The organism is Aureimonas phyllosphaerae (assembly GCF_900113065.1).
Taxonomy (GTDB): Bacteria; Pseudomonadota; Alphaproteobacteria; order Rhizobiales; family Rhizobiaceae; genus Aureimonas; species Aureimonas phyllosphaerae.
On the sequence record NZ_FOOA01000059.1, the window covers coordinates 1 to 1,396 of the forward strand.

General features: G+C 57.8%; 1 protein-coding gene. It reads right to left on the minus strand.

The features are described from left to right. Positions 1 to 760: 760 nt before the first annotated feature. A complete protein-coding gene (locus BM175_RS22570) occupies positions 761 to 1,102 on the minus strand; it encodes a hypothetical protein (RefSeq protein WP_139224778.1) in 342 nt (113 codons plus the stop codon). Positions 1,103 to 1,396: the final 294 nt, after the last annotated feature.

Genomic DNA, 1,396 nt, shown 5'->3' on the forward strand with positions numbered 1-1,396 from the left:
TGACCGAGGACATGAACGCACCGAACACGGGTTCAGGCTCGCCCTGGCTGCCCCTGGACAAAGAGCCGCTGACGATCCTGCTTCTTGCTGTGGCTCATATTTTCCGCGTTGCGCCCTTGCCGGCGGTGAACGAGATCCATCCCGGCGAGGCCAAAAAGGTCGCAATGCGTCCCAATTAGGTCGCTTTCCGTCCCAGCGATGGGGAACAAGCCGCGATCCTTCGAGGTGCGGTTCGGAACGGAGCTATCGAGGCAGACCGAGTCGCCGAGGCGCGACGGTAGCCAATCATGGCCTATTCCTGAGCCCAGATCCGGCTGAACCTGGATCAGGACCAACCGCCTAGGCCGCTGTCAGCGATCCAGATGGAAGGTCTGCAAACGACCACCCTATGCCCTGAAGCGGACAGTCGCCTTTCCACCCGGTTTGGCTATTGGTTGGGTGCTTCGGCTCTCCCCAAAAGCGGCCTTTAACCGTTCGGGTAGGTACGTTCGCTTCCGAGCGAGCCAGTGCTGGTCTCCGACACCGGAATGCGAGCGGTGCAAAACTGACGGCGCGCCTTCATAAATCTGCCGAAGGCGGATCGGCGATTATGTCCAACGTTCGCTGAGTTCTACTGTTCGAGGTGACGCGTATCTCAAGGGTGGCAGCTTATGAAATCGTCGTTGCGGCAGCCGAACGGCTTGTCGATGTAACTCACGTAGCCGCGTGTCATCGCTGAAGACACAAAGGCCAGCAGCAGAAGCTGCCGGCCTTTGTACTCCTACGTATGTCGAAGGCGACGAAGGTGGGATAGAAGGTTGCCAATGCGGTTGAGAAGCGTACGGATTTTTGTCGGTCGAACGCCACCGTGATGAACCATCGCTTCGGTGATCGCGATCATGGCTTGGACGCGCAGGGTCGCTTCCACGAGTGTAACGGCAGGTTGGTCGCGAAGAGGCGTGTCGTGGGGCAGGAAGCCGATAGCTCGTTGGAGAACAAGATTGGTGATCGTTCGTCGATCCCAAACCTTGAGACGCATGAGCTGATCTATACTTTGCTCGAGGTCACACGCGAGGGCTTCGAGTTGGTTGCCAAGTTGATAATCGTGGTCTGGATGGGGCATTCGATTTCCTTTCTTATGAGGTGATGCTGCTGAAGGTGATGTCGTGCGAAGGGTTGTCAGGTTTGACGACTCCGAGGCGCTATGCGGATCCCAGCGATCGAGTCCCAAGTCATCGTTGGAAGTTGATCGAAGACTGAGATCTGAGGCTTCGTTGACGGGAATTGGCTGACGGCATTTGCTGGGTGAAGGAGGCCGGCAGATCCGCCGCCGGCCTCGAAAGCGATTAGCGTCGACTATCGGCGGCCTAGGTGTTCAGTCCCGGCATCTGGTGGATCGGATTGACGATGAACCGGT